Source organism: Acinetobacter sp. A3 (assembly GCF_012371415.1).
Classification (GTDB): domain Bacteria; phylum Pseudomonadota; class Gammaproteobacteria; order Pseudomonadales; family Moraxellaceae; genus Acinetobacter.
The window spans coordinates 26,572-51,067 of sequence record NZ_JAAZQW010000010.1; the positions used below are offsets into that span (position 1 = coordinate 26,572).

At 44.0% G+C, this 24,496-nt stretch carries 22 protein-coding genes; 9 read left to right on the plus strand and 13 right to left on the minus strand.

From position 1 onward, the window contains the following. The first annotated feature begins 1 nt into the window (after position 1). The 3 genes from lptG (at position 2) to HHA42_RS05315 (ending at position 3,952) form a co-directional block, all read left to right on the plus strand. The gene (gene lptG, locus HHA42_RS05305) at positions 2–1,072 is read left to right on the plus strand and encodes an LPS export ABC transporter permease LptG (RefSeq protein ID WP_168418365.1); all 1,071 of its coding nucleotides are present in this window, start codon (positions 2–4) and stop codon (positions 1,070–1,072) included. Positions 1,073–1,216: 144 nt separating this feature from the next. Next, positions 1,217–2,764, plus strand: a complete 1,548-nt coding sequence (gpmI, locus tag HHA42_RS05310) for a 2,3-bisphosphoglycerate-independent phosphoglycerate mutase (protein ID WP_168525654.1) — start codon at positions 1,217–1,219, stop codon at positions 2,762–2,764. Between the two features lie 18 nt (positions 2,765–2,782). Continuing rightward, positions 2,783–3,952 (plus strand): S41 family peptidase, encoded by a 1,170-nt coding sequence (locus tag HHA42_RS05315; protein ID WP_168525656.1) that lies wholly within the window; start codon positions 2,783–2,785, stop codon positions 3,950–3,952. A 55-nt stretch (positions 3,953–4,007) separates the two neighbouring features. Here the strand turns inward: HHA42_RS05315 and HHA42_RS05320 are convergent, their stop codons facing one another. Genes HHA42_RS05320 through HHA42_RS05330 form a run of 3 tightly spaced genes read right to left on the minus strand, consistent with a single transcriptional unit; the run spans position 4,008 to position 7,735 of the window. Further along, on the minus strand, positions 4,008–5,435 hold the full coding sequence (locus tag HHA42_RS05320) for a sigma-54 dependent transcriptional regulator (RefSeq protein WP_168525658.1): 1,428 nt from the start codon (positions 5,433–5,435) through the stop codon (positions 4,008–4,010). A gap of 43 nt (positions 5,436–5,478) precedes the next feature. Beyond that, positions 5,479–7,047, minus strand: a complete 1,569-nt coding sequence (locus HHA42_RS05325) for a HAMP domain-containing sensor histidine kinase (protein ID WP_168525660.1) — start codon at positions 7,045–7,047, stop codon at positions 5,479–5,481. Positions 7,048–7,099: 52 nt separating this feature from the next. Further along, positions 7,100–7,735 carry a response regulator gene (locus HHA42_RS05330; protein WP_004975702.1) on the minus strand — a complete coding sequence of 212 codons (636 nt, stop codon included), beginning with the start codon at positions 7,733–7,735 and terminating at the stop codon, positions 7,100–7,102. A 219-nt stretch (positions 7,736–7,954) separates the two neighbouring features. On the opposite strand from HHA42_RS05330, the gene HHA42_RS05335 reads away from it, so the two are divergent. Next, positions 7,955–9,046: a serine hydrolase gene (locus HHA42_RS05335; RefSeq protein WP_168525662.1), complete on the plus strand. Its 1,092-nt coding sequence runs from the start codon at positions 7,955–7,957 to the stop codon at positions 9,044–9,046. Positions 9,047–9,162: 116 nt separating this feature from the next. On the opposite strand, the gene thrC is transcribed toward HHA42_RS05335, so the two are convergent. From thrC to xerD, 4 genes are all read right to left on the minus strand, one after another. After that, on the minus strand, positions 9,163–10,302 hold the full coding sequence (gene thrC / locus HHA42_RS05340; protein ID WP_104852917.1) for a threonine synthase: 1,140 nt from the start codon (positions 10,300–10,302) through the stop codon (positions 9,163–9,165). A gap of 57 nt (positions 10,303–10,359) precedes the next feature. Then, the gene (locus HHA42_RS05345; RefSeq protein ID WP_168460939.1) at positions 10,360–11,664 is read right to left on the minus strand and encodes a homoserine dehydrogenase; all 1,305 of its coding nucleotides are present in this window, start codon (positions 11,662–11,664) and stop codon (positions 10,360–10,362) included. A gap of 199 nt (positions 11,665–11,863) precedes the next feature. Beyond that, on the minus strand, positions 11,864–12,679 hold the full coding sequence (locus HHA42_RS05350; RefSeq protein WP_168460938.1) for a DsbC family protein: 816 nt from the start codon (positions 12,677–12,679) through the stop codon (positions 11,864–11,866). A gap of 89 nt (positions 12,680–12,768) precedes the next feature. Next, positions 12,769–13,686 (minus strand): site-specific tyrosine recombinase XerD, encoded by a 918-nt coding sequence (xerD, locus tag HHA42_RS05355; protein ID WP_168460937.1) that lies wholly within the window; start codon positions 13,684–13,686, stop codon positions 12,769–12,771. 184 nt (positions 13,687–13,870) lie between these two features. Here xerD and HHA42_RS05360 point away from each other — a divergent pair, with 184 nt between their 5' ends. The 5 genes from HHA42_RS05360 (at position 13,871) to ftsW (ending at position 19,002) form a co-directional block, all read left to right on the plus strand. After that, the gene (locus HHA42_RS05360) at positions 13,871–14,131 is read left to right on the plus strand and encodes a FeoA family protein (RefSeq protein WP_168418377.1); all 261 of its coding nucleotides are present in this window, start codon (positions 13,871–13,873) and stop codon (positions 14,129–14,131) included. Continuing rightward, positions 14,128–15,984, plus strand: coding sequence for a ferrous iron transporter B (locus HHA42_RS05365; protein WP_168525664.1), 1,857 nt, complete (start codon positions 14,128–14,130; stop codon positions 15,982–15,984). The genes HHA42_RS05360 and HHA42_RS05365 overlap by 4 nt, the downstream gene beginning before the upstream one ends. A 32-nt stretch (positions 15,985–16,016) precedes the next feature. Continuing rightward, positions 16,017–16,268 (plus strand): DUF6587 family protein, encoded by a 252-nt coding sequence (locus HHA42_RS05370; protein WP_168525666.1) that lies wholly within the window; start codon positions 16,017–16,019, stop codon positions 16,266–16,268. 171 nt (positions 16,269–16,439) lie between these two features. Further along, a complete protein-coding gene (gene murD / locus HHA42_RS05375) occupies positions 16,440–17,786 on the plus strand; it encodes a UDP-N-acetylmuramoyl-L-alanine--D-glutamate ligase (protein WP_168525668.1) in 1,347 nt (448 codons plus the stop codon). Positions 17,787–17,805: 19 nt separating this feature from the next. Further along, a complete protein-coding gene (gene ftsW / locus HHA42_RS05380; protein ID WP_168525670.1) occupies positions 17,806–19,002 on the plus strand; it encodes a putative lipid II flippase FtsW in 1,197 nt (398 codons plus the stop codon). A gap of 2 nt (positions 19,003–19,004) precedes the next feature. On the opposite strand, the gene HHA42_RS05385 is transcribed toward ftsW, so the two are convergent. The 6 genes from HHA42_RS05385 to thiC form a co-directional block, all read right to left on the minus strand. Then, complete coding sequence (locus tag HHA42_RS05385) at positions 19,005–19,265, minus strand: zinc ribbon domain-containing protein (RefSeq protein WP_168418384.1); 261 nt, start codon at positions 19,263–19,265, stop codon at positions 19,005–19,007. A 56-nt stretch (positions 19,266–19,321) separates the two neighbouring features. After that, a complete protein-coding gene (gene gluQRS / locus HHA42_RS05390; protein WP_168525672.1) occupies positions 19,322–20,254 on the minus strand; it encodes a tRNA glutamyl-Q(34) synthetase GluQRS in 933 nt (310 codons plus the stop codon). 2 nt (positions 20,255–20,256) lie between these two features. After that, on the minus strand, positions 20,257–20,784 hold the full coding sequence (dksA, locus tag HHA42_RS05395; RefSeq protein WP_168418386.1) for an RNA polymerase-binding protein DksA: 528 nt from the start codon (positions 20,782–20,784) through the stop codon (positions 20,257–20,259). 213 nt (positions 20,785–20,997) lie between these two features. Then, the gene (cpdA, locus tag HHA42_RS05400; protein ID WP_168418387.1) at positions 20,998–21,807 is read right to left on the minus strand and encodes a 3',5'-cyclic-AMP phosphodiesterase; all 810 of its coding nucleotides are present in this window, start codon (positions 21,805–21,807) and stop codon (positions 20,998–21,000) included. A gap of 10 nt (positions 21,808–21,817) precedes the next feature. Next, complete coding sequence (locus tag HHA42_RS05405) at positions 21,818–22,438, minus strand: NUDIX domain-containing protein (RefSeq protein WP_168418389.1); 621 nt, start codon at positions 22,436–22,438, stop codon at positions 21,818–21,820. Between the two features lie 77 nt (positions 22,439–22,515). Beyond that, entirely contained in the window at positions 22,516–24,411 is a 1,896-nt protein-coding gene (thiC, locus tag HHA42_RS05410; RefSeq protein ID WP_168525674.1) for a phosphomethylpyrimidine synthase ThiC, read from the minus strand. Positions 24,412–24,496: the final 85 nt, after the last annotated feature.

The following is a 24,496-nucleotide window of genomic DNA, read 5'->3' on the forward strand; positions in this document are numbered from 1 at the left end:
GATGTTGGCACGTCGTATAGTTGCAAAACACGTTATCAAGACCACGGCACTGGCTATGTTTGGTGCCACCGCAATTCTGTCTGGTTTGCAGGTGTTGTTTACCTATTTGGGAGAGTTGGGTTCACTCAAAGAGGGTTATGGTGCATGGCAGGCGCTACTGTATGTGTTATGGGGTGCGCCAACCTATCTTTATGAAATTTTACCTATTTCTGCCTTAATTGGTGCAGTTTTAGGTTTGGGTACTTTGGCATCCAACAGTGAATTGATTGTGATGCGTTCTGCAGGAATTAGTCTGTGGCGTATTGTGGGATGGGTCATTCGTTCCGCTTTGGTGTTGGTCGTTCTGTCGTTTGTACTTAGTGAATGGGTGATACCGTATACCAACGAACAGGCCAAAAGCGTTAAAAGTCACCGCAGCGTAGCAGAGTTGGGCGAAGTTCGTGGCTATTGGTCACGTGAAGGCAATCGATTTATTTATATTGACTATGCTAATGCCCAAGGTCAGCTAAAAAATGTGCAAGTGGTCGACTTTGATGAGAACTATCGTCTGCGTGGCACGCTGTCTGCCGATCAAGGGCAGTTTGTTAAAGATGGCAGCTGGTTGTTGAATCAAACTGAACAGATGGATATTTTGCAAGCAGGTAACGCGACCTTGGCCAAAAATAGCCAACAAGCATTGGCTTTGGCTTTGCAGCCGAAATATGTGCACATGGTCACCATCGACCCTGAAGATTTATCACCTAGCCAGTTGGTGAGTTTCATGAGTTATATGCATGAATACAGCCAAGTGCCAAAAACTTACCAATTGGCCTTTTGGCAAAAACTTGGTGCGCCATTTGCCCTAATTGCCTTGGTGGTGATTGCCTGTTCCTTTATTTTTGGGCCGTTACGTCAGCAATCTATGGGTTTTCGTTTGGTGATTGCCTTATTTGTGGGTTTAACCTTCTTTTATTTGCAGGATTTCTTGGGCTATGCAAGCTTGGTTTATGCACCATCGCCTGCGTGGTTCGTATTTATTCCTATTGTTCTGATGTTTGTCATCGGCGGCTATTTATTGCATCGTGCACGCTAAGTGCGCACCGATGCTGCTGCTTTTCTGTTTGATTGGCTAAACCTATCTGAATCAGTGGTGGAAACCATCTTCTGAACATAGAGTCTTGACGCAAAATTCGTTAAGATAGCATGATTAATTTGTAGACGAAAAAGAGTATTGATTATGGCGGATGCAACTGCTGGCAAAATCCCTCACGTATTGGTGATTATGGATGGTGTGGGTCATCGCGAAGCGGTCGAAGACAACGCGTTTTTAGCAGCGAAACGACCAAATTTGACTGCTATGCAGGAAAAGCATCCGCATGGTTTGATCTCTGGTTCTGGTGAAGATGTTGGCCTGCCAGATGGTCAAATGGGCAACTCTGAAGTCGGTCACATGAACTTGGGCGCAGGGCGCGTGTTATACCAAGACTTTACCCGTATTACCAAAGACATCCGCACAGGTGTTTTCTTTGAGCATGAGGTGTTGGTGGATGCTGTAGAGAAAGCCAAAGCTGCTAACGGTGCAGTGCATATTTTGGGTTTATTGTCTGAAGGTGGTGTGCATTCGCATGAAGATCACATTGTGGCGATGGCAGAATTGGCACTTAAACGTGGTGCAAAAGTGTATCTACATGCCTTTTTAGATGGTCGTGATACACCACCAAAAAGCGCACAGCCTTCTTTAGAAAAATTGGATGCATTATTTGCACAGTATCCAGATCAGGGGCGTATTGCCAGCTTAATTGGCCGTTACTTTGCAATGGATCGTGACAACCGTTGGGATCGTGTAGAACAAGCCTATCGTCTACTCACTGAAGGTGAGGCAGTGCGTACTGCTGCAACTGCGGTAGAGGGCTTGGCAGCGGCTTACGCAGCAGATGAAAGTGATGAGTTTGTTAAAGCCACTCGTATTGGTGAAATTGCCCAAATTCAAGATGGCGACAGCGTGGTATTCATGAACTTCCGTGCTGACCGCGCGCGTGAATTAACCAAAGCCTTTGTAGAACAGGACTTTGCTGGCTTTGAGCGAAAAGTTGTGCCACAACTGTCTAAATTTGTGATGTTGACCCGTTATCAAGCTAGCATTGCTGCGCCTGTGGCGTATATGCCAGAAGATTTGAAAAACTCGATTGGTGAGTACTTGTCAGACTTGGGTAAAACCCAGTTGCGTATTGCCGAAACTGAAAAATATGCACACGTGACCTTCTTCTTTAGTGGTGGCCGTGAAGATGAATATCCGGGTGAAAAACGCATCCTGATTCCATCACCAAATGTGGCAACTTATGACTTAAAACCAGAAATGAGTGCTTATGAAGTGACCGATGAACTGGTTGCTGCAATCAATTCAGGTGAGTATGACTTGTTGGTGGTGAACTATGCCAATGGCGATATGGTCGGTCATACTGGTGTTTTTGATGCTGCAGTGAAAGCGGTTGAAGCGGTCGATACCTGCTTGGGTCGCGTCTATGAAGCGGTGATGGCGAAACAGGGTCACATGATTATTACTGCTGACCATGGTAACGTTGAACAAATGCAAGACTATGACAGTGGTCAGGTACACACGCAACATACGACTGAATTGGTGCCATTCATTTATGTAGGCCCAACACAGGCGACTATTGCAGAAGGTGGTGTGTTGGCAGACGTTGCGCCAACTTTACTGAATTTGATGCAATTGCCTGTCCCTGCAGACATGCAAGGTCGTAACTTAATTTGCCTACAGGCATAACCTCAGACTGGTGATGGAATGACGGCTCACAAAATTTATGCATTGGCATTGACGACATTGCTGTTGTGGGTTGGTCATTCCCAGACTTGGGCTGCACCTGATGAGTTAGAGCTGGATGGGCCAACACAGGCACAGGATTATGTAGATGTGCCTGTCGAGGCGATTCAGGAGTTTGTACAAATTTATGGCATAGTCAAAGACAACTACGTGACTGAAAAAAGTGACGATGCCTTATTTCAGCAAGCCATTCGTGGCTTGGTGAGCGGTTTAGACCGCTATTCGCGTTATTTAACTGCAGAAGAATATAAACAGCTTCTACAATATACCGAAGGCGATTTGGCTTCGGTCGATTTTAATTTACGTTATGAAATGGCCCAGCAGCAGTGGGTAATTCAGAACTTAAATACCGATGCAGACTCTGCCAAACAAGGACTGCGTAATGGTGATAGCCTGTTCAAAATTGATGATCAGGAATTAAGAAAACTCACTGCAGAGCAGGTCAATAACTTGCTCACAGGTTCAGTAGGTTCGACTTTAAGTGTACAGCGTGCGGCCAATCAGCCCTCTATGTTATTGGTGCGCAACAAAAAAGTGGAAACTGATATTCAGGCACAAATGCTTCCGAATCAGGTCTTGTTGCTTAAGGTCCGCGTGTTTCAGCAAGATACTGCTAATGAAATCAAACGCTTAATTGAAGAACATAGTACACCACGTTTAAGAGCTGTATTGATTGACTTGCGTAATAACCCAGGGGGCTTGTTGTCTGCTGCAGTAGAATCTGCCGATTTATTTCTAAATCAGGGTGTGATTGTATCGACCAAAAGTCGTTCTGAGGGCGATCAGCAATTTCAGGCATTACCAAGTTTTGAATTTCAAAATTTAAAAGTAGGGGTACTGATTAATCAGCGTTCGGCTTCGGCCGCAGAGGTTTTTACGGCTGCTTTGAAAGATCACGCACGGGCTTGGGTCATGGGTGAAAAAAGCTATGGCAAAGGTGTGGTACAGAAGCTGTTTCCCCTCAGCGATGGTTCGGCCTTGCAAATGACAGTTTCGCATTACTACACCCCACGTGATCAAATGATTGAAGGCGTAGGGATTCAGCCGAATCAGCAATATATCCAGACTGCAGAGATGAAAGAGGATGCGTATTTAGAGCATGTGGCGAACTTGTTGCTCAGTCGCCGTTAATACATCTCTGGCCACTCACAACTTACACCGCATACAGTTTGAAGATGAATAGTGCTTATTCATCTTCAGTATCGAGCCCAAATTTTTTCAAACGATAACGTAAAGAGCGGAAAGACATCCCCAGTTTTTTTGCGGCTAAGGTGCGGTTCCAGTGGGTTAGATTCAGGGCATTCAGTAAAATATCTTTTTCCACTTTTTCTAAATAAGCTTCTAAACCTTCTTCTGGCAGTTTACGTCCCGTTAGTATCGCATCTGACATGAGTGCGTTATTTGTGTCTGAGGATAGTGGAGTCTCCGCGCTAGTTTCCATACTAAACTGCCGTAAAGGCGCAGTTTGTAGGTGTTGTAAGTCAATGACTGCATCATCACTTAGGGTCATGGCGCGTTCAATAATATTGCGTAATTCACGCACGTTGCCAGGATAGTATTGTTCCAGTAAAAATTGCTGGGCACGTGGGGTGAGCTGTTTAGCAGGAATATCCCATTCTTGTGCGACTTTTTGAATAAAGTGATCTGCCAGTAATAAAATATCCTGTTCACGTTCACGCAGGGCAGGCAAGACTAAATCCATCACATGAATACGGAAAAATAAATCCTGACGGAAACGTCCTTGCTGAACCAAACTTTCTAAGTCTTGATGACTGGCACTGATCACACGAAAATCGACATCAATTTCGGTGTCTGAACCGACAGGACGAATCCGTTTTTCCTGAACCGCACGCAGCAGTTTGACTTGCATACTCAGTGGCAACTCGGCTATTTCATCTAAGAACAAGCTGCCACCATGTGCAGATTGAATCAAACCCTGTTTGTCTTGGGTTGCGCCTGTAAAGCTGCCTTTTTTATGCCCAAACAGCTCGCTTTCCATGAGCTCGGTTGGAATTGCCCCGCAGTTAATTGCAATAAATGGCCCTTCATTGCGGTTACTTAAACGGTGTACCAAATTGGCAACTACTTCTTTCCCTGTACCTGATTCGCCTGTAATAAACACAGGCGCTTGGGAGCGGGCAATTTTTTTGATGGTGCTGCGTAATTGCTGAATAGGCAAAGATTGCCCAATCAACATTTTGTATTCGAGTTGATCTTGGCTGTTTGGTTCGGCTTTATCAAACGGCTTATTTAGCGATTTTTCAAGGAGTTGCTGCAAATGCATCTGATTAACTGGTTTGCTAACAAAGTCAAATGCACCCGCCTTTAATGCCGCAATTGCAATTTCCATATTGCCATAAGCTGTTAACACGGCTACGGGTAAATTGGGATATTGCTCTGCAATGAATTCCACCAGTTGTATACCATTGCCATCGGGTAGGTTTAAGTCGGTTAAACAAGCATCATAATGATGTTCAGCCAAACGCTGTTTCGCTTGTTCCAGACGGTAGGCCACATGAGTTTGAATGCCCATGCGAGCCAAAGTCATTTGCATAAGAGTACAAAGGTCTTCTTCGTCATCGACCAATAAAACCAAAGGTTGAACAGCGTGCATATTTTCCCCAAAACAACACAAAAACTACATCGTTAAATAAAGACTAAATCGCGGGTGGGCATTGGCATTTAATTCTGAAACATGCCCCTTGTTTTTGTTCTACATAGCTCAGCTTGGCTTGATTGGCTTCGCAAAAACTATGTGATAAATATAATCCTAAACCAGTTCCATTAATTTCGGTACTGAAAAATGGTTGGAACAGATAGCGAATATCCTGACTGGCAACCCCTGAGCCAAAATCCTGTACATCAATGCAAATATGATTTGCTTGATGATATGCATGAATTTCTATGGCTTGCTGATCTGCTGAATTGTGTCGAATGGCATTGCGAATCAGGTTTATTAGTACTTGGCGTAACTGTAATTCATCAAACAGAATACTGATTTGATTTTCAAGTTGCAGCCGAATTTTACTGGCAGCATCGGGTAAATCTTCCCTAATGAGTTGCGGCAAAAATTGGTTTAGCTGAATCACTACAGGTGTGGTTTGTTTGTTTTTCACCATACTTAAGGTGTCGTGAATAATTTTATCAATCCGGGCCGCTTGTTTACTGATCATGCCGGACAACAATTGTTGTTGTGCTGCGTCACTGCCACTGAGGAGCGTATTGGCCTGTACAATGGCAGCCAGTGGATTACGGATTTCGTGGGCAATACTGGCCGATAATTGCCCCAAGGCCGCCAGTTTAAGTTGCTGGACTTGTTGATTTATTTTTTGTCCATCCTGAAGTGCCAATAAGGTCAAAGTCTGATGCGGTACTTTGAGTTTTTGTACCTGAATATGTACGTGAAAATTGCTGAGCTGTGATTCAAACTGAAATTTTTCACCATCTTGTAACTGGTCAAATTTGAACAGATCAAATAAATCGGGCTGAATTTTATACAGTGGATAGGTTGAGTGTGCGTATTGTGCAGGAATACCTAATAAATAACAGGCCGCAGGGTTGCTTAAAACCACATGACAATTTTCATCCAGCACCAAATAACCCATTTCCGTTTGTTCTAAAATATACCGGTTAATATTTTGTAGGCGGTGCAGTTCTAAGGATTGTGAAAAGTTGAGATTTTCTAACAGCTGAAAGCGTCTTACTGCAATACGGCCACTGCCATAGACCACCCAAAATAAAAATGCCAGCAGTGCACTATGACCAATATTATTCAGTGAAGAAAAGGCCAGTAAACTGCCAACAAAATGTTGATAAATCACCATAATCATGGCAATGAGGGTGATGGCCAAGGCTTTACGTTTTTGCAGCAATAACGATGCCGCAAAAATCGTGATCACAAACAATAAACTTAAATAGAGGTTGGGTCCATCGGTTGCAAAAGTCAGGCTACTCAGCGCGATAATATCAACCGCAAAAAATAGAGTCAGTTGTTGGCTGCTTTTGAAGGGAATATATTTATAGCTGATCAGTTGCACACAGCTAAACACAAAATAGCAGACCAGTGTATACAGATATAAACCAGGGTGCTGATACTGTGAACCAAGCTGCTGAAAGGTGAGTAGGGTAATCAGCAGTAAACAAAACGCAATTAAAAGCCGATACGCACCATACCACATGCCAAGATGATACTGATTTAACTCAGAATGTTGTTTTAAATCTGGCATAGGGTCATCGTCTTATATACGGATAAAATGCACAACAAGCACACAGTAAAGATTAAGGCTTAATCAATCCATAACGAATCGCAAGGTGCGTGAGTTTGACATCACTATCAATATTTAATTTTTCAAAAATACGGTAACGGTAAGTATTCACCGTTTTTACACTAACAAAGAGTTTATCGGCAATTTCCTGTGCGCTGATACAGTTCACTACCATCATTGCCACCTGCATTTCACGTTCTGACAGACTATCAAAAGGGGATTGTTGCGTGTCAGATAAGTATGAACTGGCCAGTTGCTCGGCAATATCGGCACTGAAGTATTTGCCACCCTGCATGACTTTTTTGATGGCACGTACCATCTCGCTCACTGGTGCACCTTTGGTGATGTAGCCTTTTGCTCCCGCCTTGAGCAGTAAAGATGGGTACGGTTCTTCTGCCAAACCACTAACCGCCAAAACTTTAGTGTCGGGTGCAGTCTGCAACAAGCGACGCGTGGTTTCTACACCCCCAATGCCAGGCATGTTTACATCTAATAACACCACATTGGGATGATGCTGACGTACTAAGGTAATCGCTTCTTCACCAGATTCAGCCTGTCCAATCACCTGTACATCGGCATGGTCTTCGAGCATACGGCAAATCCCAGTACGTACCAATTCATGATCGTCCACTACTAAAACTGTGATCACCTACACTCTCCCTTTGAAAAAATCATCTTTTTTGTTACATAAAGCAAAATTAGCTTGCAATGAAACGACAAAATTAGCAATGCTATTCTTAATCCAGAATGAAAAGTTCTGCACAATATCCTGGCAAAAACTATTCATTGTTGTATTTTTTATTAAATGTAAGGCATATTTGAGGTAATACGCAAATGTATCTTACCTCCCTGAGTTGAGTAAGCAGTCGTGAAAAATTCTAAGAAGTCGTTAATGCATGTGCTGATCGCATCTATGATGCTCAGCCTAAGTTCTGTCAGTTTTGCTGAACTTGTCATCAATCCTTCCTCTGGGAGCGACGGTCAGGCGACATTAAGTTGGTCTTCAGAGCAAGCCGATCAATTCTTAAATGGTGACCTAGCAAGTAGCAGTGCGAGCGCTCAGGCTACACCAGACACTTATGTTGCAGAGCCTACACCGCCAGGTTCAACCAAAATTACCACAACTGTACGTAGCAGCAATGGTGTTGCACCCGCGTCTACTACGCCAAAAACCGTCCGTATTTTAGATACTTCTGCCTATAGCAGCCAGCCTTCTGTCAATGCGCGCGCGGCTTTGGTGATGGATGCACAAACTGGTGAAGTGCTGTACAGCAAAAACACCAACGTAGCACTGCCAATTGCTTCAGTGACCAAAGTGATGACTGCAGTGGTCACCTCAGATGCTCGTTTGAATATGTCTGAACAAATTACCTTACAATCAATAGACTTTGCAGGCGCTGCAGGCAAAAACTCAAGTTCGACTTTGCGTGTGGGTGACAAGCTCAACCGTGCCGAAGCATTATTATTTGCTTTAATGAAATCTGAAAACCCAGCAGCAGCAGCCTTAGCGCGTACCTACCCAGGGGGAAAAAGTGCCTTTGTTGCAGCAATGAATGCTAAAGCACGTGAATTGGGCATGAATGCTACCCGCTTTACCGAAGCCACAGGTCTAGACCCGCGTAACGTTTCTTCTGCACGTGATTTGGGTATTTTGGTAAGTACTGCCTCGCAATATGGTTTGATTCGTCAATTCTCAACGACGCCAACGTATGACTTTAACTTGGGTTATCGAGTCTTGAAATCTAATAATACCAATGCGTTAGTGCGTAATGGTGGCTGGAATATCAATCTGTCTAAAACAGGATATATCAATGAGGCAGGGCGTTGTGTGGTGATGCACACCACTTTAAATAACCGTCCTGCAGTGGTGGTGCTTTTGGGTGCAGATACTTCACAAGCACGCACCAATGATGCAACCCGTTTAATGAGCTGGGCAAGTCAGTTGCCAAAACGCATTTAAGCGAATATTCAGCTTTAATGGTGTGATTCTCACGATTAAGGCTGAAAAACCTGAACAGAAATATAAACAAGAAAAAACCCTGCCAAAGCAGGGTTTTTTTAATGACACTTCAAATTTTACATATTTGAAAGAATCGAGTCTTTTACTTGTTGCATGGTGGCATCAATTGACAACATAACAGCATCTGCACATTGTTTCATGGCTGTGTCAGGGTCTTTTAGACCGTTACCTGTTACGGTACATACAATCACAGAACCTTCTTTGATTTTACCCGCTTTGATGTCGCGCATTGCACCACCAATAGACGCAGCAGATGCAGGCTCAACAAATACGCCTTCATACATAGACAGCATACGTTGTGCTTCTAAAATTTCGGCATCGGTCAATTCATCAAACCAACCTTCTGAATCACGTACCACTGCTTTAGCATGGTTCCAGCTTTGTGGGTTACCAATACGGATTGCAGTTGCAACAGTTTCTGGGTTTTCAACAGGCGCACCACGTAAGAATGGCGCAGCACCAGATGCTTGATAACCGACCATGATTGGACGGCCTTCAGGGTTTGGGCCTGTGAATTTGTCAGTAGCTGCGTCATATACCACCTGCTCGAATTGATCTGCAGGTTGGTTGGCAACTGCTTCGGTATATCCCATCCAGTGAGCAGTGATGTTACCTGCGTTACCTACTGGTAAGCAGTGGTAATCTGGAGCACGACCTAATTCATCTACAATTTCATAAGCGATGGTCTTTTGACCTTGTAGGCGGTAAGGGTTGATTGAGTTCACAATCGTTACAGGTGCTTGGTCAGCCACTTCTTTAACGAGACGCATACCATCGTCAAAGTTACCACGAATTTGCATGGTGATTGCACCGTACATCATCGCTTGTGCCATTTTGCCCATGGCAATTTTGCCTTCTGGAATTAAAACGAATGCTTTAATGCCAGCACGGGCAGCATAAGCTGCAGCCGCAGCAGAAGTGTTACCTGTAGATGCACAGATAATGGCTTTTGAACCTTCTTCAACCGCTTTGGTCACTGCCATGGTCATACCACGGTCTTTAAATGAACCTGTCGGGTTTAAGCCTTCATACTTCACATAAATTTCAACATCTTTACCAATAATGCGTGGAATATTCTCAAGCTTAATGAGCGGCGTGTTACCTTCGCCTAGAGAGATTGCACGTGTAGTTGCAGACACTGGTAAACGGTCACGATAACGGTCAACTAAACCAGTATAACGATTGGCATTCGACATGATGATGTTCCAATTGTGTGTAGAGCTTGGCAAGAGGAAATATTCCCCTCCACCCGATTAGTTATCAAGCGATTCTAAACGAATTCGTACAATTTCGCCATGAATGGTTGGCAATGCTTGAATTTGTTGTAACGCTTCATCCATTTTTGATTCCTGAACTGGGTCAGTCAGAATCACGATAGGAATAAGGTCTTTTAAGCGTGATTGTTGCATGATGGCATCAATACTGATGCCTGCACGGCTTAAGATGGTGGTTACATCGGCAAGAACACCAGTTTGGTCTTCAGCATTAATACGGATGTAGTAGCCAGTGGTCATTTCTTCACGGCTTAGAATTGGCAAGTCGGTTAATGCTTCAAATGCCAATTGTGGAATCGTACCTGCACCATCTTCGGTATATGAAATATCACGGACAATGTCGACAACATCGGCAACCACAGCAGACGCTGTTGGGCCTGCACCTGCACCCGCACCATAATATAAAGTTGGGCCAACAGCATTGGCTTGTACCAAGACTGCATTTTTTACGCCGTTGACGTTGGCAATCAATTCTTCTTCAGGAATTAAAGTTGGGTGGACGCGAAGTTCAATCCCTTTGTCGGTACGACGTGCAATCCCTAAGTGTTTGATGCGGAAGCCTAGTTCTTCTGCATATTTCACATCTTGCGCTGTGACTTTGCCAATACCTTCGGTAAAGACTTTGTCAAACTGTAGTGGAATACCAAAAGCACATGAAGCCAAAATGGTCAGTTTGTGTGCAGCATCAATACCTTCAACGTCAAAGGTTGGATCGGCTTCGGCATAACCTAATTCTTGCGCTTCTTTCAGGACATCTTCAAAGGTACGGCCTTTTTCACGCATTTCACTTAAAATAAAGTTGCCAGTACCGTTAATGATGCCTGCTAGCCATTCAATTTTGTTGGCAGCCAAACCTTCACGAATTACTTTAATAATTGGAATACCGCCTGCAACTGCTGCTTCATAGGCAATTTGTACAGCATTGTCTTCTGCTGCTTTAAATAGCTCATTGCCATGTTCTGCAAGCAGGGCTTTGTTGGCAGTCACGACTTGTTTGCCGTGTTTCATCGCTTCCATGATGACTTCATACGCAGGGTGAATACCGCCCATGACTTCAACCACGACGTCTACATCGGGTTGACGTACGATGTCCATCAAGTCATCACTTTGCTTGACAGATTCTGGCAAGTTGAGGTCTGGACGCGGACGACGTGTTCCCACATAGGTGATTTCAATTTCACGACCGGTGCGACGTCTAATCTCAGCAGCATTTTCTTTTAATAGTTTAAGGGCACCACCACCCACAGTACCAAGACCGAGGATTGCCAGACGAACTGGTTTCACGTCACACTCCATATTAATCAACTTTAAGCGAGTTTAGATCATAGCTAAAAAAACGCGCTGACTCTAGGGCAGATCTCACTTATCTTTTGTATATAAAAAAAAGTAAAATCACAGATAAAAATTCGTTATTTATATTGGCTCTATGGACGCTTCATCTTAGTTTATGACCAAGATGAAACATCCCAAAAACTGCGTATTTTTAGTTTTCTAAACGCTTCACCAATTCTGAAGTAGACAAATAGCCACCCAAATAAACGCCTTCAGCATTATAAATTGCGGGCGTGCCATTTACGCCCATATTTAAACCCAGTTGATATTGAGCACGAACTGGGTTTTTACAGTTGGCAGGGGCAATTGCTGCACCATTCATAACCGCATTAAAGGCTGCATGGCGGTCTTCACTACACCAGATCGCTTCCATGTTTGGCATGTGCTGTTCGCCACGTGGCCAAGCAATGTAACGGACTTCAATCCCTTTGCCGTTCATTTCATCCATTTGTTCATGTAGACGATGGCAATATGGGCAGCTGACATCGGTAAAGACATAAATTACATGTTTGGTTTTGCCTTTGGCAGGGAAGACCAGTAAATCTTCCTGCTTTAATTCAGCAAAGATTTTTTTGTTCACGCCTGCTTGCAGGTTTTCACTGACGTTGTGCAGTTCTTTGTCGCCTAAACGAATTACGTCACCTTGAATAATATATTTGCCGTCACTGGTGGCATAGACTGAAGACATGCCTTCTAGGCTGACCCAAAATAGGTTGGGTACTTCAGTGGCTTTAATATCGGTAATTTTGGCACTGATGCCTGCAGTTTTAAAATGTTGCTGCAAGGTCGTGCTTAGACGTTGTTGTGCATTGCGTTCAATTAGAGTCGATGCTTCACCTGTAGCGGGAGCACTTGCGGTGAGCGTAGTTTGCTTTTTGTCTTCGTTATTGGCATTTGAGCAAGCGGTGATTGCAAAAGCACTGGCAAGTGAGCAGGCAATCAAAAGTGTTGAGCGGGTAAATGTCATAAACAACCCTTTCTTGTTGGCGTAAAAAATAGAGCGTTAGCATAACAAAAAATAGTCGTGATCGTTAAACTTCTGCGTCGTTTTTGATTTTAAGCCCGTGGATGGTGCTGGGCATGTAGTTGCTGCATACGGACTTGTGCCACATGTGTATAAATTTGTGTGGTAGATAAATCACTGTGTCCGAGCAGCATTTGTACCACACGTAAATCTGCACCATGATTCAGCAAATGGGTGGCAAATGCATGTCTTAAGGTGTGTGGCGATAACTCGGCCTGAATACCTGCTTGCAGGGCATAGCGTTTAATGGCGTACCAGAAGTTCTGGCGACTCATAATGCCGCCATGCTGCGTTAAAAATAGATAATCTGTGGCGGTTTTATACAGTTGTGGGCGCGATTCTGTTAAATATTGCTCGATCCATTCACATGCGACTTGCCCCATGGGTACTAAGCGTTCTTTATTGCCTTTTCCCACAATGCGTAAATAACCTTGTTTGAGGTTAATCAAGTCTAGACGCAAGTTGAGTAATTCAGTGACACGTAAACCGCAGGCATACAGGACTTCCAGCATGGCACGATCTCGTAAGCCCAAGGCCGTCTGAATATTCGGTGCTTGAATCAATGCATCGACATCGGCTTCGGACAAGTCTTTGGGTAGAGCACGACCTAACTTAGGTGTTTTATGTGCTGCAACAGGGTTGTCGGAACGTAGTTTGTGTTCTCTTAAAAATTTGTAAAAAGAGCGCAGGGCAGAAAGACAGCGTGCTATCGAGCGTGGACTTTTCTGTTGTTTGGTCAGCGCAATCAACACATCGGAAATATCATCATGTTGCCAGTCTGGCATGGGTTTACTGACATATTCGCTGCACTGAATTAAATCGGATAAATAGGCATTACGTGTATGTGGGCTCACACTTTGTGCAATTAAATCATTGCGATAGCCTTCCAAAAAACTCAGGGATTCTGGAATTTGAATTGCAGCAGGAATACGCGGTTTTTTGTTCAGCATAGTGATCACATGAAAAATCCCAATGTTGATTGGGGAAATCGATAATAAGCATAGTTATTTCCTACTCTAATCCAATTCAGTAAGCCTGTCGATGTGATATAAAACCATTAAATGTAAGTTGACCTTATTTGTTAATTATTCTCATTTGCGTATATAATGGGCAAAATAGTATAGGAATTTCACGGTGCGTTTGTCAGAACTCAAAGCAAAACAAACAGCCATCATTCGTCAGGTACTTCGGACTGCCGATGGTGGAACATCCCTAAATGATTTGGTTGCGAATCGCTTAGAAACGTTGGGCTTTGTGCCTGGAACGCCTGTGCAGGTGATTACCAAAGGTATTTTTGGTGGAGATCCGATCTTAATTCAGGTGGGATTTACCCGTTTTGCCTTGCGCAAAGTGGAAGCTGATCGCGTTGAAATTGAACAGGGAGTAACTGCATGAGTGATCCTTTACGTATCGCACTTGTAGGGAATCCAAACTGCGGTAAAACTTCTTTATTTAACCATTTGACAGGGACGCGTCAGAAAGTTGCAAACTATGCGGGTGTTACCGTAGAGCGCAAAGTGGGTCAGTTCAACTTGCCTTCGGGGCAGGCGGTACGTGTACTGGATTTACCAGGTACATACAGCCTAGAAGCCACCAGCCCAGATGAAGCCATTACCCGTGATGTAGTGCAGGGCAAAATTGCTGAAGAAGGTCAGCAAGATGCATTTTTGTGTGTGGTCGATGCGACCAACCTGAAACTGCATCTAGGTTTAGTACTTGAAATGATTGAGTTGGGACGTCCAATTTTATTGGTGCTCAACATGATGGATGAAGCACGCCGCCGCGGAATGCAAATTAATACGCAAAAGCTATCTGAGCGTTTGGGTGTGCCTGTGGTGGAAACCGTTGCGGTGCGTGATTCAGGTATTCAAAATTTAATGAATGCGTTGGATTTGGGTAAGTTTTCGGTACCACAGACTGAATTGACAGGCTTAAAAGGCAGCCAGCACCAACGTATTCAAACCATTTTGCATGATGTGGTGCAGTTTGTAGATGAAGAAGACAAACGCTCTGACTTTCTAGATAAAATTTTTCTGCATCCTGTGTTTGGCTTGGTAAGCCTTGCCGTGATGATGTTCATTGTATTCCAAGCTGTTTTTGCTTGGGCTGCACCATTTATGGATGGTATTGAAAGCTTCTTTGGCTGGTTAGGCGAGGTGCTTGGGGAAAATACCTCACATCCTTTGCTGAACAGCTTAATTGTAGATGGCATTATCGCAGGTGCAGGCGGTGTGGTAGTGTTCTTGCCACAAATTCTAATTTTGTTCCTGTTTATTCTGATTTTAGAAGAATCGGGCTATTTGCCCCGCGCTGCATTCCTACTAGATAAGCTGATGTTTAGTGCAGGCTTGAGTGGTCGTGCCTTTATTCCTTTGTTGTCCAGTTTTGCCTGTGCAGTTCCAGGGATTATGGCCACCCGCAGCATTGCTGATCCACGTGATCGTTTAACCACGATCATGGTTGCGCCATTGATGACTTGTTCCGCACGTTTGCCAGTATATGCCTTATTGATTGCGGCGTTCATTCCAAATCAAACCGTTTGGGGCATGTTTAATTTACAAGGTTTGGTGTTATTCGGTCTTTATATGGCGGGTATTTTAAGTGCCTTGGGCGTATCGTTTGTGCTCAAATTTTTGCAAAAAGACAAATCTGAACACGTGTTGTTAATGGAATTGCCAAGCTACCGTTTTCCAGACCTAAAAAGTGTGTGGATTGGTTTGCTAGATCGCGCCAAAATTTTCTTAAAGCGTGTCGGTGGCATTATTTTTGCGCTGTCTATTTTGCTATGGTTTTTGTGTACCTTCCCACAACCGCCAGAAGGCGCGACCATGCCTGCGATTGATTACAGCTTTGCAGGGATGTTGGGGCATGTGTTACAGCCAATTTTTGCACCCATTGGTTTTAACTGGCAGATTGTAATTGCTTTGATTCCTGCCATGGCAGCACGTGAAGTAGTCGTGGCAGCATTGGGTACAGTCTACGCCTTGTCTGCAGTTGATGAGGATGCCATGTCCGAAGGTTTGGCCGCTTTAATTAGTGGCGGTGGTGAGCTTGGTTGGTCATTGGCGACAGGTTTGTCATTGTTGGTGTGGTTTATTTATGCACCGCATTGTTTGGCGACTTTGGCTACTGTAAAGCGTGAAACAGGTTCATGGCGTACAGTCAGTTTTATGACGGTGTATTTATTTGGTTTGGCCTACTTTATGTCATTCCTGACTTATCAAACAGCCTCATATTTATTGGGTTAAGGCTATTTTAGGTTTCACAGGAGAAGACGAACATGATTGAAATTCTGATTGTTGCTGCACTGGTACTGTGGAGTGCGGTAGTGGTTTTTAAAAAAGTCTTTCCCAAGGCTTCTAGCGCAGTTTTTCTAAAACTGTCCAATTCCTGCGCAGAAAAAGGTTGGCATGGTTTGGCAAAGTGGTTGAAGCCTGTGGCAGTGGCAGGTTGTGGTGGCAGTTGTGGATGTGACAGCAAAGATCAACCCACCGAAAAGAAAGTTGAAGTCCAAGCAGTGAAATGGAAATAGCCACATCTGTCCAACTTTACTGAGATGTTTTAAAAAACCGTCAGCGATCTGACGGTTTTTTTACGCACTGACACAAAAAATTTGCAGAAACTGCAAACAGAAAAAGCATTCAAAACAGCAAAGTGCTACCATTTTGTCAGTTTCAAAATTACCGCACAAAATGGGGCAAAAATGTTAATACAACGTGGTGGATTAAAAGTCGTTGCAGGGCTTGGTATTTCGGGTGTTGCAGCCGTTAATTTCTTACATCATCAGGGTTACCGCGTTGCTGTGACAGACTCTCGCCCCACACCTCCAGGACATGACCAAATTCCAGCCGAGGTTGAAACCCGTTTTGGGCAGTTTGATCAAGATATATTGCTGTCTGCAGAAGAAATTGTGATTAGCCCTGGGCTAGATCCAAAACTCCCTGAAATTCAGGCTGCTATGGCACAGGGTATTCCTGTGGTGAGCGAAATTCAGATTTTACGTCGTGCAACCGACAAACCTATTGTGGCCATTACTGGTTCAAATGCGAAAAGTACCGTGACTACATTAATTGGTTTAATGGCAGAGCAGGCGGGTAAAAAAGTGGCTGTGGGCGGTAATTTAGGCCGTCCTGCGTTGGATTTGATTAAAGATGATCCTGAACTGTATATATTGGAACTCTCCAGTTTTCAGCTAGAAACTACCTCGAATTTAAATGCAGAAGTGGCTGTGGTGCTAAATATGAGTGAAGATCACTTAGACCGCCATGGTGATATGCTGGGGTATCACACTGCCAAACATCGTATTTTCCAAGGTGTCAAAAAAGTGGTGTTTAACCGTGATGATGCCCTGAGCCGTCCGTTAGTACCCGATCAAACCCCAATGCAAAGTTTTGGCTTGAATGCGCCTGACTTAAACCAATTCGGTTTATTAAAAGATGATGATGGCAGCATGTGGCTGGCGCGTGGGCGTGAGCGTTTATTGAAAAGTACAGAAATGTATATTCAAGGTACGCATAACATTGCCAATGCCTTGGCTTGTTTGGCGTTGGGTGAAGCGATTGGTTTGCCTATGGCAAGCATGTTGGAAACGCTGAAAACTTTTAAAGGTTTGGAACATCGCTGTGAGTTTGTCAAAACCTTGCATGAGGTGCGTTATTATAATGATTCTAAAGGCACCAATATTGGTGCGACTTTGGCGGCTTTGGATGGCTTGGGTGCTGCAATTCAGGCTCAAGGTGGGCAAGTCGCCATTATTTTAGGTGGGCAAGGCAAAGGGCAGGACTTTACTGCGCTGCGTGCTTCCTTGCAGCAATATGCCAAACTCGCGGTGTTGATTGGTGAGGATGCACCGCAAATTGAAGCTGCAATTTCGGGTACGACCACACTTTTGCGTGCAGAGACCTTACAACAGGCAGTCGAAATTTGCCAACAACATACACAAGCGCATGATGTGGTGCTATTGTCACCTGCATGTGCAAGTTTTGATATGTTCTCGGGCTATCCAGAACGTGGTCACAAGTTCGTTGCTTCTGTTAACGCGCTGGTATAACAACAATAAGGGATGAGATATGGCTGGCTTGGCTCAGACAACAATCAATAAACTCAATCAGGTCTATGACCGTTGGCTGCCAAAACTGCCTGCGGAAATAAATGTGCGTAATGTGCTGATTTTTAGTGTATTGGCATTGTTATGTATTGGCTCGATTATGGTGGCATCGGCGTCGATGCCCTATGCAGAGCGTATGCATGAAAATACTTTTCACTATGTTTTCCGCCATGGTATTTCGATTGTGGTGGCCTTGGTTGCTGCTTTTGTTGTGTATAAAGTGCCGCTGAATACATGGTTTAACAATACCTTTTTTCTGTGGATTGTCACCATTGCCTTATTGATTGCAGTTTTGGTGGTTGGTACTGAGGTTAATGGCTCTAAACGCTGGATTCGGGTTGCAGGATTTACCTTACAAGCCTCTGAAGTCGCCAAAGTCATGATGGCCATATTTACTGCAGATTATGTGGTGCGACGTGCCGAAGAAGTGCGTAACAATATTAAAGGCTTGGTACGTCTTGCGGTGATTATGGCCGTGACCGTTGGTTTGGTGATTGCAGAGCCAGACTTAGGGGCTACTGTGGTGATTGCCTTGACCATGCTGGGCGTCTTCTTTTTGGCAGGTGCACCGTTAATTCAGTTCGGGATTGCCTTCGGGGCAATTATTGCCGCCTTTGTGTTTTTAGTGGTGTTCGAGCCGTATCGCTTTGAACGCTTAATGTCGTTCTCAAACCCGTGGAATGACCCTTTGGGTGTTGGCTATCAGTTATCTAACGCTTTAATGGCATTTGGTCGTGGTGAGTGGGTTGGTGTAGGTTTAGGGCACAGTATTCAGAAAATGTCCTATTTACCAGAAGCGCACACAGACTTTATGTTGGCTGTGTTGGGTGAAGAGTTCGGCTTTTTGGGTATTTTTGTGGTAATCAGCCTGTCTTTTGCGATGCTGGTTTCTTGTATTAAAATTGGTCATCGTGCCCTAAAAAACCAATATTTACGTGCAGGCTATTTGGCGTATGGAATCAGCATCATCTTCTTGTTGCAGATTATGGTGAATGCAGGCATGAATATGGGCATGTTGCCAACCAAAGGTCTGACGCTACCATTCATTAGTTATGGTGGTTCATCTTTGATTATGTGCGCAGTCATGGTGAGTCTAATTCTGAAAATTGAAGCCTCGACCCATGAAACCAATCCAAGCCGTGAAGAATCTAGTTTCTAGTCTTAAGCTTCTAGATTCATCTCTTTAGCAGAATTCGGCTGAGCATGGTTTAGCACCATGCTTGGCATTTCAGTTCCACAATGTAAACACTTCACCGTAGCATTCTGCTGTTTCGACACAGGAAAAAGCGGAATAAAAAATAAAGAAAAATATTGCCGCCGTTGTCTTAATTCATATCTGCTGTGGGTACGACAAACAGGACAAGTAAACTGATTGCTTTCCACGACTTTGGTTTTCGGCCCTACACCAAAAATAAAAAACATAGATGCTTCTGCCTAAATCTGTGAATGTGACTTTGAGCATAAACGAATCTGGAATTTTATAAGTAGCAACCGTGTAACGTAGTGCCTACAGGAATACGAGATGCATCCCATTGTTGAATGCCTTGCTGCAACATACGTGCTGGCGTGTCGAGGACAATAGGGGGCTGATTTAGCGCAGTAAACGCAGCCTGTAGCAATTGTGGGGCTTGGGTTGAGTCTAAAGCCTGAGCAAGGTTTTGTTTAGACAGTTTCTGTCCTTGCGCATTCATGGCCAAAGGCAAGTGCATATAATTAAGGCGTGGATAGCCTAACAATTGCCCCAAATAAATTTGTCGTGCAGTGTTGTCCAGCAAATCTGCCCCACGAACTACATGCGTGATGCCTTGCAAATAGTCATCCACCACTACCGCCAATTGATAGTTGATAATGCCATCGCGCCGTTTCAATACAAAATCTCCCAAGTCCTGCGCTAGGTTGGAACATTGTTGACCTTGTAAACGGTCTTGAAAGCAGATGTCCTGATCGTTCACTTTGACGCGAATGGCTTGTTCTACAAAATCTAGCCCTAGATTGCGGCAGGTCCCTGCATAAATATGATTAGAGCCAAGCATTTTGCGGGTGCATTGACAGGCATAGACTAAATTTTGTTGCTGTAACTGTTGCAATACGGCTTCATAAAGCTCAAGATGATCTTTCTGGAAAATAATTTCAGCATCAGGTTCAAATTGAAAAGCATCTATGCAGCGCAAGATATGGCTTTCACTACCTGGGTAGATGCGAGGAATATCGGTATCTTCAATGCGGACGAGCCATTTGCCGTGCTGAGCTTTGGCATCACAATAACTGGCTACTGCTGTAATGAGTGAGCCAAAATGCAAAGGGCCGGTTGGCGATGGCGCAAACCGACCTGTGTAGCGAGTGAGCGAAACATCGTTTCGCTGCTGCTCAAGCTCCGAACTGTGTTCGGCTAGGAAATTCTCAACAGTCACGATTAACCGTTGTTTTGCTTCTCTTTGATCTCTGCCAAAGTTTTGCAATCAATACATAACGTTGCAGTTGGACGTGCTTCTAAACGACGTAAACCAATTTCGACACCACAAGTTTCACAAAAACCATAGTCATCGTTTTTAATCGCTTCAATAGATTGTTCAATTTTACGAATCAATTTACGTTCGCGGTCACGAGTACGCAACTCAATTGCAAACTCTTCTTCTTGAGTCGCACGGTCGTTTACATCTGGCAAGGCTGTATTTTCGTCTTGCATAGTGTTTAAAGTGCGGTCAACTTCTGACATTAACTCTTCTTTCCACGCCATGAGAATTTGACGGAAATGCTCGAGTTGTCCTTCAGACATGTATTCTTCATTTTTTTTAGGCTGATAAGGTGCAATACCAAATAAGCTAGCTGTAGAACCGCCCTCTAAAGCCTTTGGCTTTGCCTTACGCACGCGTTTTGTAGCTTTTTCTTCTACAAGATCTGTTTGTTCGTCCAAGACTTGATTTTGGTTGTCATTCGCCATGTAGGGCATTCCTCATCATATGCGTACGATTGGTACGCAAAAAATATGGTGATATGCAAGTGTTTTTATCCACTCCCAAAGAACAATATTCGATCTTCGGGGGACGTCATCATATAGACTTTTTTTGATTATGGATAGTCTTTGATGTTTGGATGTGTTATCGCATTTTTTCGTTGAAGGCATAAAGTAAAGCAAAAGAAATAAAATGAAAAGTTAATAACCTGAAATTTCAAAATTTATTTGTTGCACGATATGCTCAACCCGATGCACCTGAGTGCTAAAACTGCCATCTGCATTCAAATGTAACACACGGTAACCCGGGGCTTCTGTACCTAAAGCAAAGTGTTGGCTGTGTGGTTTGAACTGCACGCAGGTCGATGGGGTTGAGTAAAACTGAATCCCTTGCCATTCATTGAGTGAGTCCTGATGCACATGACCGCACAGTACCAGTTTGACTTGACTGTGCCGCGCCAACACATCAATTAGATCTTCAGTGTTTTTTAACTTGTGCTGATCAATCCAGTGTGAATGCATATCAAAAGGATGATGATGACAGGCAATGATCACATACTGATGCGCATGTTGTTGCAGAACCTGATCTAATTGTTGTAACTGTGCTGCATCCATCCATCCATCGACACGGTTTTTGACGGCTGTATTCAGCAAGATCACGCACCAGTTACCCAGTTCAATCGCATGGACTTGATTGGATTTTACATAAAAAGGGAAGACCTCGGCATCATCATGATTGCCAGGAATTTGATAATGCGGAATATTTAATGCCTGCATAAATTTTAAATAGCGCTGATATGTCGCAGCGACAGGCACTTGTGCTAAATCGCCAGTATGAAAAATTGCATCGGCCTGCGGGTATTGTTGTGTAATATCCTGCATGACCGCATGAAAACTGTGTTCAGGATTCATGTGCACAAACTCTAAATCATCCTGATCCATGAGATGTGTATCTGAAATTTGTACAATGGTCCAGCGCTCTGGCTGGTGTGTATTTGGGAATAAAGTCATGCCTGACCCCTTAGACATCCTTTACGGTTTTAATCTGTTGTTGTAACCATTGCAATGCCATAATGACAGGTGCGTTCTTTAGCCGACCATTGGTCAGTAAGTCAGGAATGTCCTGATAATCAATAATATGTAATTGGATGTTTTCTCCCTCATCTGGCATTCCAAAAACGCCACCTTCCTGTGGTAGCGTGGTATTCGCACTATATAAGTGAAACAACTCTGCACATGCCCCTGCAGAAGGGTAAAAACTAAATAAATGTTGTAATTGTTGCAGCTCGCAGCCTGACTCTTCTAAGGCTTCACGACGAATGCAGCTTTCAGGCGATTCATTGCCATCCAGTACGCCTGCAATCACTTCCAATTGCCAAGGCGAGTCGCTGTCGTCAATTGCACCAATGCGGAACTGTTCAATCAGTGCAAATTTTTGTTGTGCGGCATCATAAATGAGTACCCCAGCCGCTTCAGGGCGTTGAATAAGTTCACGCTGAAGGACTGGGGTATAGGTGGTTTGATTAAACAAGCGATGGCTCAGGCTGACTTTCTCAACCTGAATAAACCCGCGATACAGGTATTCACGCTGGTGAATCTGTGCATCGTGTTGACCATAAGTTGCTTGTTGAATAATCTTCATAAACTCTCATCAGGATGAGCAAAGCATGATTTCATCCTAACTGAGATTTGATTGAATACAAACGCTTTTTAAACAATTTATAGCTTATGGTACAATTTTTGACCATGTTCCTGATAAGCGGTTTTCATGGCTTTGAGACCTGATTCTATCTCTGTATCTACTTGCTTTGTTTTGTTCGCAGCATTTTGATTTTGTGCATAATCTCTCACATTTTGGGTGATTTTCATGGAGCAGAACTTCGGTCCGCACATTGAACAGAAGTGTGCAGACTTATGCGCTTCTTTTGGCATGGTTTCATCATGCATGCTGCGTGCGGTGTCTGGGTCAAGGCTCAGGTTGAACTGATCTTCCCAGCGGAATTCAAAACGTGCTTTAGATAGGGCATTGTCACGGGCTTGTGCACCTGGGTGACCTTTGGCAAGGTCAGCCGCGTGGGCTGCAATCTTATAGGTGATGATGCCATCTTTGACGTCTTTTTTGTTTGGTAAGCCTAAGTGTTCTTTAGGTGTCACATAGCACAGCATTGCTGTACCGTACCAGCCAATCATTGCTGCACCAATGGCAGAGGTTATGTGGTCGTAGCCTGGAGCAATATCAGTGGTTAATGGGCCAAGTGTATAGAATGGTGCTTCTTTACAGACCTCAAGTTGCAAGTCCATATTTTCTTTGACCATGTGCATTGGCACGTGTCCTGGGCCTTCAATCATCACTTGCACATCATGTTCCCAAGCACGGTGGGTCAATTCGCCCAAAGTACGCAGCTCGCTGAACTGTGCTTCATCGTTGGCATCTTGAATACACCCTGGACGTAAACCATCACCCAAGCTGAACGATACGTCATAAGCCTTCATGATTTCACAGATTTCATCAAAATGTGTATACAGGAAGTTTTCTTCATGGTGTGCCAAACACCACTGTGCCATGATTGAACCACCACGTGACACAATGCCTGTTAAGCGGTTAGCTGTGAGGGGTACATATCGCAATAACACCCCTGCGTGAATAGTGAAGTAGTCCACCCCTTGCTCTGCTTGTTCAATCAGGGTGTCTTTAAAAATTTCCCAAGTCAGGTCTTCGGCAATGCCATTTACTTTTTCTAAGGCCTGATAAATAGGAACAGTACCAATTGGCACAGGTGAGTTACGGATAATCCATTCACGGGTTTCATGGATGTTCTTACCTGTCGATAAGTCCATGATGGTGTCTGCCCCCCAGCGGGTTGCCCAAGTCATTTTCGCAACTTCTTCATCAATACTGGAACCTAGTGCCGAGTTACCAATATTGGCATTGATTTTCACCAAGAAGTTACGACCAATAATCATTGGTTCACATTCTGGGTGGTTAATGTTTGCAGGGATAATTGCACGGCCTTCAGCCACTTCCTGACGTACAAATTCTGGCGTGATTTCGGTTAGATTTTTAGCCCCGAAGTTTTGACCTGGGTGCTGACGCATATCGACCCCTTCGCGCTGACGCTGGTTTTCACGAATCGCGATATATTCCATTTCTGGGGTGATGATGCCTTGTTTTGCATAGTGCATTTGGGTTACGTTTTTGCCCGCTTTGGCACGACGTGGCTTTTGAATATGCGCAAAACGAATTTCAGCGGTGCGAATGTCACGTAAACGCTCTTGACCAAATGCAGAGCTCAGAGTTTCTAGTTTTTCGGTGTCTTGACGTTCTTCAATCCAGCTGTCACGAATGTTTGGCAAGCCTTTGTTTAAGTCAATTTCAACATTTGGGTCGGTATATACGCCTGAAGTGTCATACACCATGATAGGTGGATTGTGTTCACCACCCAAACCTGTTGGGGTATCGGTCAATTCAATTTCACGCATGGGCACTTGAATGTCTGGGCGTGAGCCTTGGATATAGACTTTTTTCGATGCAGGTAAAATGCGGGTTAAATCTTTGGCATCTTGCTCATGTTGAGCAGAAATATCAGCAGGGGATAGATTCGTTAATTGGTTCATTGCAATGATCCTGAAGAATGAAATCAACGAATCAAGCACGACCAAAAACATAGCAAATCAAACTGTTTAAAAGTTAAAACAGTTT